Here is a 7,218-nt window from a genome sequence, read left to right as displayed (position 1 = left end):
GCCTTGGCGGCGGCCAGACGCGGATTCATTGCGCGTCCACCGCTGCGCCGAGGACGCTGCCGACGGCGAATTTCTCACGGCGGCTGTTGAACAGGTCGCTGAAGTTCAGCGCCTTGCCGCCGGGCAATTGCAGGCGGGTCAGGCACAGCGCTTGGGCACCGCAGGCGACGATCAGGCCGTCCTTGCTGGCGCTGAGGATTTCACCCGGAGCGCCAGTGCCTTCGGCCACGGTCGCGGCCAGCACTTTCAACGCTTCGCCATTGAGTGTGCTGTGGGTGATCGGCCATGGATTGAAGGCGCGGACCAGACGTTCCAGCTCAACCGCCGGACGGTTCCAGTCGATGCGTGCTTCGTCTTTGTTGAGTTTGTGTGCATAGGTTGCGAGTTCGTCATTCTGCACCTCACCTTGCAGGGTGCCGGCAGCCAGACCGGCAATCGCCTGCACCACGGCGGGCGGCCCCATCTCGGCGAGGCGATCATGCAGGGTGCCGCCGGTATCTTCAGCGCTGATCGGAGTGACGACCTTGAGCAACATCGGCCCGGTATCCAGTCCGGCTTCCATGCGCATCACGGTCACACCGCTTTCGGCATCGCCGTGTTCGACCGCGCGCTGGATCGGCGCCGCACCGCGCCAGCGTGGCAGCAACGACGCATGGCTGTTGATGCAGCCCAGACGCGGAACATCCAGCACCGCTTGCGGCAGGATCAAACCGTAAGCGACCACCACCATCAGATCAGGCTTCAGCGCGGCCAGCTCTGCCTGGGCGTCGGCATTGCGCAAGGTCGGCGGCTGCAACACCTGGATATTATTTTCCAGGGCCAGTTGTTTGACCGGGCTCGGCATGAGTTTTTGCCCACGGCCGGCCGGGCGATCCGGCTGGGTGTAGACCGCGACGATCTCGTACGGGCTGCTCAGCAGGGCCTTGAGGTGTTCGGCGGCAAATTCCGGGGTACCGGCAAAAACAATGCGCAGTGGCTCAGTCATGAAAGGCGTCTCATAAAAAGAAAAAGGCTTGCCGCAGCAAGCCTTTGAAGAGGGGCATCAAGCGTTCTGGCGGTGCAGCTTTTCCAGCTTCTTCTTGATCCGGTCGCGTTTGAGCGTGGACAGGTAATCGACGAACAATTTGCCGTTGAGGTGGTCGCATTCGTGCTGGATGCACACCGCGAGCAGGCCTTCGGCGATCAGCTCATAGGGCTTGCCGTCGCGGTCCAGCGCCTTGATTTTGACCTTCTGCGGGCGGTCGACGTTTTCGTAGAAGCCCGGTACCGAGAGACAGCCTTCCTGATACTGGTCCATCTCGTCGGTCAGCGGTTCGAACTCGGGGTTGATGAACACCCGTGGCTCGGTGCGGTCTTCGGACAGGTCCATCACGACGATACGTTTGTGCACGTTGACCTGGGTCGCGGCGAGGCCGATGCCCGGCGCTTCATACATTGTTTCAAACATGTCGTCGACCAACTGACGCACTTCGTCGTCCACTACAGCCACTGGTTTGGCGATAGTGCGCAGACGCGGGTCCGGAAATTCGAGGATGTTTAAAATGGCCATAGGCTTCGATTGCTGCACACGTTGAGTAAAGTCGGGTCGATGGCCTGGCGGGTCCGAAGATGCAGGCTACCGTTGTGAAGCGTAGCTTCTGAAAAACAGAAGCGAGCCACGGGGGCTCTGACGATTCACGCGAATGCACATGATAAAGGGATTCACTGCATGAGGAAAACACTACTCGCCCTGCTGCTTCTGGCTTCGGCCGGCGCCGCACAAGGGCAAGTGCAACTCAGGGATGGTTTTCCACAGCAATACACGGTGGTTTCCGGGGACACGCTCTGGGACATTTCCGGCAAATACCTGCGCGAGCCGTGGCAATGGCCACAATTGTGGCGGGCCAACCCGCAGATCGAAAACCCCAACCTGATCTATCCCGGCGACACGCTGACGCTGAGCTACGTCAACGGCCAGCCGCAACTGACCGTCCATCGTGGCGAGTCGCGCGGCACGATCAAGCTCTCGCCACGGATTCGCACCAGCCCGGTGGCCGAGGCGATTCCGAGCATTCCGCTGAAATCGATCAACAGCTTTCTGCTGAGCAACCGCATCGTCGACAAGGCCGAAGACTTCGACAAGGCGCCGTACATCGTCGCCGGCGATGCCGAACGGGTGCTCAGCGGTACCGGTGATCGCATTTTCGCCCGCGGCCATTTCGATCCTGAGCAACCGGTGTACGGCATCTTCCGCCAGGGCAAGGTCTACACCGATCCGCAGACCAAGGAATTCCTCGGCATCAACGCCGACGATATCGGCGGCGGCGAGGTTGTTGCCACCGAAGGCGACGTCGCCACCCTCGCCCTGCAACGCACCACCCAGGAAGTACGCCTCGGTGACCGCTTGTTCGGCGGTGAAGAACGTTCGATCAATTCGACTTTCATGCCCAGCGCGCCGAAGCGTTCCATCGACGGGCTGATTATTGACGTGCCACGCGGCGTTACGCAGATCGGTGTGATGGACGTGGTTACCCTGAACAAAGGCAAACGTGACGGTCTGGCCGAAGGCAATGTTCTGGCGGTGATGAAAACCGGCGAAACCGTACGTGATCGGATCACCGGGCAGCCGCTGAAGATTCCTGATGAACGCGCCGGCCTGCTGATGGTGTTCCGCACCTACGACAAACTCAGTTACGGCCTGGTCCTCAATGCTTCACGCTCGCTGGCGGTGCTCGACAAGGTGCGAAATCCGTAAGCTTGCTTAACAAGTTACCAACAGAGTTATCCACAGCTTGTTCCGAATGGTTCGGAGCATAGAACGATCAAGGATGATCCATTCATGTTGTCTGTCAGTACGGCCATTTCCCCGGCGGAACTGGAAGCGCGTCTGCGCCTGCACCGCATGCCGGATATCGGCCCCAAGCGTTTTGCCAAATTGCTCGAAGCCTTCGGCTCGGCGTCCAAAGCCCTCAGCGCGCCGGCCAGTGCCTGGCGCTCACTGGGGTTGCCGGCGGCCTGCGCCGAAGCACGGCGTTGTCCAACGGTGCGCGACGGCGCCAGCCACGCAATGCGCTGGCTAGAGCACCCCGACCAACATTTATTGATGTGGGACCAAGCGGATTATCCAGCGTTGCTGGCGCAAATTGCCGATCCGCCGCCGCTGTTATTCGTCGCGGGCGATCCGTCGATTCTGGAAAAACCGCAACTGGCGATGGTCGGCAGCCGCCGCGCTTCCCGCCCGGGCATGGACACGGCGGCGGCGTTTTCCCGCAGTCTGGCCGGGGCCGGTTTTGTCATCAACAGTGGTCTGGCGCTGGGCATCGATGCCGCTGCCCACCAGGCTGCTCTGGATGTTGGCGGCTTGACCGTGGGTGTGCTCGGCACGGGGCTGGAAAATTTTTATCCACAACGCAATAAACGCCTGGCTGAGGCGATGATTGCCTCGGGCAGCGCGGTGCTCTCGGAGTTTCCGTTGGACGCCGGGCCGAGCCCGAGCAACTTCCCCCGGCGCAACCGCATTATCAGCGGGTTGTCCCTTGGCGTGCTGGTGGTCGAGGCCAGCGTTGCCAGCGGTTCGTTGATCACCGCGCGGCTGGCAGCCGAACAGGGCCGCGAGGTTTATGCCATTCCGGGCTCGATCCATCACCCCGGCGCGCGCGGTTGTCACCAGTTGATTCGCGACGGGGCGGTGTTGGTGGAGACTATCGAACACATCCTCGAAGCCCTGCGCGGCTGGCAGCAGCCACTGTTATCCACGGCGGCGGCGAAGGCCGAACACCCGTTGCTGGCGCTGCTGCACGCGGCGCCGCACACCAGCGAGGCCTTGGCCGCGAGTTGTGGCTGGGCGTTGCCGAAAGTGCTGGCAACGTTGACCGAGCTGGAAATCGAAGGCCGTGCGGTATGCGAAAACGGTCGCTGGCTGGCGCGGTCGAGCTAGGTTTTACGATGAAGATCGGTAAACTGCGCGAAACCTGTTTGTGGGAGAGTTTTTTCATGGTCAACAGTTGGCGTGTGCAACAAGCCGCGCGTGAAGTTCGCGCCGGCGCGGTGATTGCCTATCCAACCGAAGCCGTCTGGGGGCTGGGTTGCGACCCGTGGAATGAATATGCGGTGGACCGCTTGCTGGCGATCAAGAACCGCTCGGTGAGCAAGGGGCTGATTCTGGTCGCCGACAACATCCGCCAGTTCGATTTCCTCTTCGAGGACTTCCCTCAGGACTGGATCGACCGCATGGCCAGCACCTGGCCGGGGCCGAACACCTGGCTGGTGCCGCACCAGAATCTGTTACCTGAATGGGTCACGGGCGTGCATGACACCGTGGCGCTGCGGGTCAGCGATCACCCGCAGGTGCGCGACCTGTGCTCGCTGGTCGGGCCGCTGATTTCGACATCGGCCAACCCTCAGGGGCGACCGCCGGCGCGCACGCGTTTGCGCATCGAGCAGTATTTTCGTGGTCAGGTCGACCTGGTGCTTGGCGGCAGCCTTGGCGGGCGCAAGAACCCCAGCGTGATCCGCGACCTGGCGAGCGGTGACGTCATTCGTCCTGACTGACACCAATTCTTTTGTGTTCTGTGCGCACTCCTCGGCGGTATCGACGAGGAGCTTTGCGCATGTCTGCAATTATTTCTGCAGCTGTTTAAAGCCTGTCTGTTGCAATTGTTCTTGCATGCGTCAGACGGATCTTTGAGTCTGAAATATCTGTAAGTTTTCCCACGTGATTATCAGAACGCGTGCAGTGGCGAGATTTCCAAAAGCATCCATTCTTTCAATGTGCTTGAAGCAACTTCGAAATATTAATGGCTGCGGAGAAGTAATGGATATTACGGATTTACACCTCAAGGATTATCTGCAGGGCTTTCAGGAGACACTCAAGAATCAACAGGCCGACTATCGTGTGGCCATTCTTGAGGCAGGATCGGATGCCGGGGAATTTGAACGCTTCATCAATCGGCAGTTTCGCCTGCGATTGCAGCATTACATGCTCACCTCCAGAGCCCGGGCGCTGGAAACCCGCTTGGCGATCACCTCGCGCAGCACGCACTTTCTGTTGTATCAGCGTGATCAGCTTATTGCGGTGCTGCGGGCAACCCCGGCGCCCTTCGAATGGGCTTCACTGGCGCAGCATCATGTGTCTCCCACTGTGGCATTGGCGCGCCACGTCGAGTTCAGCCGCCTGATCACCCATTCCCAGCAGCACCGGCCGGTGTCGGTCAATGGTCTGCTTGCCACCGCTGCGGAATGGGCGATTGATCGTGGATATCAGGGAGTGACGGCCTTGTGCAGATCGCCACAGCGGCAACTGTATCAGCGCTTCGGCCTGACCCCGATCGCTTCGCAGGCAATGCATATCGAGCAACGTGCCCGTGGCGATTATTGGCTATTGTCTGCCGAGTGGCGACAAATCCTCATGGCCCTGGATCAGCCGGTAAACATGAACGCGCATCAGCCGGAGTATCGTGATGTTTTTAACCGTCAGTATTGATCCGCCAGTGATTGAAGAGTGGGCTGAGAAATGGCTCGTATATGAATCGAAGAAGTTGCGCAGGAAGTTTGCCGGTCGCAGGCCTGCGGCGAAGAAACTTCACCGCAAGATGTACTTGATATAGCCACAAGAACCTCGGCGAACTCATGGAAGAGTTCGCCGAGTATCAACTTGAGGCGTTATGGCAGCAGAATTGTGGAACCGGTCGTGCGCCGTGCCGACAGTTCGGTTTGTGCTTTCGCCGCATCCGCCAGTGCATGGCGCTGGCTGATGTCGACCTTCAGTTTGCCGCTGATGATCATCTCGAACAGCTCGTCGGCCATGCGTTGCAGGTTTTCGGCGTTGTTGGCGTAGGTCGCCAGCGTCGGCCGGGTGACGTAGAGCGAACCCTTTGCGGCGAGAATGCCCAGATTGACGCCGTCGACCGCGCCCGAAGCATTGCCGAAGCTCACGACCAGGCCACGTGGTGCCACGCTGTCCAGGGATGTGAGCCAAGTGTCCTTGCCGACGCCGTCATACACCACCGGGACTTTCTTGCCGTCAGTCAGTGCCAGCACGCGCTCGGCAACGTTTTCATGGCTGTAGTCGATGGTGGCCCAGGCGCCGTTGGCCTTGGCCAGCTCGGCCTTCTCCTTCGAGCTGACGGTGCCGATCAGCTTCACGCCCAGCGCTTTGGCCCATTGGCAGGCCAGCGAGCCGACGCCACCGGCTGCGGCGTGGAACAGAATGGTTTCGCCGCCCTGCAGTTGGTAGGTCTGGCGCAGCAGGTATTGCACGGTCAGGCCCTTGAGCATGACCCCGGCGGCGGTTTCGAAACTGATTTCATCGGGCAGGTGCACCAGATTGTCCTGCGGCAGCACATGCAACTGGCTGTAGGCGCCGAGCGGGCCGCTGCCGTATGCCACGCGATCGCCAACCTTGAACCGGGTGACGTCGCTGCCCACCGCTTCGACCGTGCCGGCGCCTTCCGAACCCAGGCCGGACGGCAACGCCGGTGGCGCGTAGAGGCCGCTGCGGTAATAGGTGTCGATGAAATTCAGGCCGATCGCCTGGTTGGCCACGCGCACCTGATTCGGCCCGGGCGCAGCGGGTTCGTAGTCAACATATTCGAGCACTTCGGGACCGCCGTGGGCGCGGAACTGGATACGCTTTACCATCTGCCTGCTCTCCTTGGGTCGTTGCTAAGCCCTCTATCCAACTCCCCTGCTTGATCTTCGTCAACTGCGGCGCGCCGGTCTGCGATGGTATGCTACGCGCCCATTTGCGCCGCCCGCCTGCCCGGGCGCCGCCCGATTCAAGGTGAAGCCATGACGACCCGCACCGACGCCGTAAAGGCCTATCTGCTCGATCTGCAAGACCGCATCTGCGCTGCACTGGAAACCGAAGACGGCGGCAAATGCTTCGTCGAAGACGCCTGGACCCGGCCGGCGGGCGGTGGCGGGCGCACCCGCGTGCTGGACAACGGCACGCTGATCGAAAAGGGCGGCGTCAATTTTTCCCACGTGTTCGGCAGCGGCCTGCCGCCCTCGGCCAGCGCCCATCGGCCGGAACTGGCCGGGCGTGGTTTCGAGGCGCTCGGCGTGTCGCTGGTGATCCACCCGCACAACCCGCATGTGCCGACCTCCCACGCCAACGTGCGTTTTTTCATTGCTGAAAAAGAAGGCGAAGAACCGGTCTGGTGGTTTGGCGGCGGTTTCGACCTGACCCCGTACTACGGCGTTGAAGAAGACTGCATTCATTGGCACCGCGTCGCCGAG

General features: G+C 60.9%; 8 protein-coding genes. 5 read left to right on the top strand and 3 right to left on the bottom strand.

What is annotated here, in order from left to right; genetic code table 11:
• Window positions 1-25: 25 nt before the first annotated feature.
• Together fmt and def are read right to left on the bottom strand one after the other, a co-directional pair.
• On the bottom strand, window positions 26-985 hold the full coding sequence (gene fmt, locus D6877_RS16140) for a methionyl-tRNA formyltransferase (RefSeq protein WP_130911434.1): 960 nt from the start codon (window positions 983-985) through the stop codon (window positions 26-28).
• Between the two features lie 57 nt (window positions 986-1,042).
• Window positions 1,043-1,549: a peptide deformylase gene (gene def / locus D6877_RS16135; protein WP_016772378.1), complete on the bottom strand. Its 507-nt coding sequence runs from the start codon at window positions 1,547-1,549 to the stop codon at window positions 1,043-1,045.
• A gap of 159 nt (window positions 1,550-1,708) precedes the next feature.
• Between def and D6877_RS16130 the strand changes: the two genes are divergently transcribed.
• The 4 genes from D6877_RS16130 to D6877_RS16115 all read left to right on the top strand — a co-directional run bounded on the left by D6877_RS16130 (window position 1,709) and on the right by D6877_RS16115 (window position 5,461).
• The gene (locus tag D6877_RS16130; protein WP_071173929.1) at window positions 1,709-2,734 is read left to right on the top strand and encodes a LysM domain-containing protein; all 1,026 of its coding nucleotides are present in this window, start codon (window positions 1,709-1,711) and stop codon (window positions 2,732-2,734) included.
• 84 nt (window positions 2,735-2,818) lie between these two features.
• Entirely contained in the window at window positions 2,819-3,916 is a 1,098-nt protein-coding gene (gene dprA / locus D6877_RS16125) for a DNA-processing protein DprA (protein ID WP_130911433.1), read from the top strand.
• Window positions 3,917-3,972: 56 nt separating this feature from the next.
• Window positions 3,973-4,530, top strand: coding sequence for an L-threonylcarbamoyladenylate synthase (locus D6877_RS16120; protein WP_130911486.1), 558 nt, complete (start codon window positions 3,973-3,975; stop codon window positions 4,528-4,530).
• A gap of 163 nt (window positions 4,531-4,693) precedes the next feature.
• On the top strand, window positions 4,694-5,461 hold the full coding sequence (locus tag D6877_RS16115) for a hypothetical protein (protein WP_241662912.1): 768 nt from the start codon (window positions 4,694-4,696) through the stop codon (window positions 5,459-5,461).
• Window positions 5,462-5,640: 179 nt separating this feature from the next.
• Here D6877_RS16115 and D6877_RS16110 read toward each other — a convergent pair whose 3' ends face one another.
• Entirely contained in the window at window positions 5,641-6,618 is a 978-nt protein-coding gene (locus tag D6877_RS16110) for a quinone oxidoreductase (RefSeq protein WP_130911432.1), read from the bottom strand.
• Window positions 6,619-6,768: 150 nt separating this feature from the next.
• Here D6877_RS16110 and D6877_RS16105 point away from each other — a divergent pair.
• Window positions 6,769-7,218 (top strand): coproporphyrinogen III oxidase (locus tag D6877_RS16105; protein WP_130911431.1); only part of this gene is annotated, 450 nt, incomplete at its 3' end.

Source organism: Pseudomonas sp. Sample_9 (assembly GCF_004307535.1).
GTDB lineage: Bacteria > Pseudomonadota > Gammaproteobacteria > Pseudomonadales > Pseudomonadaceae > Aquipseudomonas > Aquipseudomonas mercuritolerans.
This window is presented reverse-complemented; position numbering and strand designations above follow the sequence as displayed.

Coding starts and splice junctions, on each gene's coding strand:
- fmt (WP_130911434.1), bottom strand. CDS start 985: ATGACTGAGCCACTGCGCATTGTTTTTGCCGGTACCCCGGAATTTGCC.
- def (WP_016772378.1), bottom strand. CDS start 1,549: ATGGCCATTTTAAACATCCTCGAATTTCCGGACCCGCGTCTGCGCACT.
- D6877_RS16130 (WP_071173929.1), top strand. CDS start 1,709: ATGAGGAAAACACTACTCGCCCTGCTGCTTCTGGCTTCGGCCGGCGCC.
- dprA (WP_130911433.1), top strand. CDS start 2,819: ATGTTGTCTGTCAGTACGGCCATTTCCCCGGCGGAACTGGAAGCGCGT.
- D6877_RS16120 (WP_130911486.1), top strand. CDS start 3,973: ATGGTCAACAGTTGGCGTGTGCAACAAGCCGCGCGTGAAGTTCGCGCC.
- D6877_RS16110 (WP_130911432.1), bottom strand. CDS start 6,618: ATGGTAAAGCGTATCCAGTTCCGCGCCCACGGCGGTCCCGAAGTGCTC.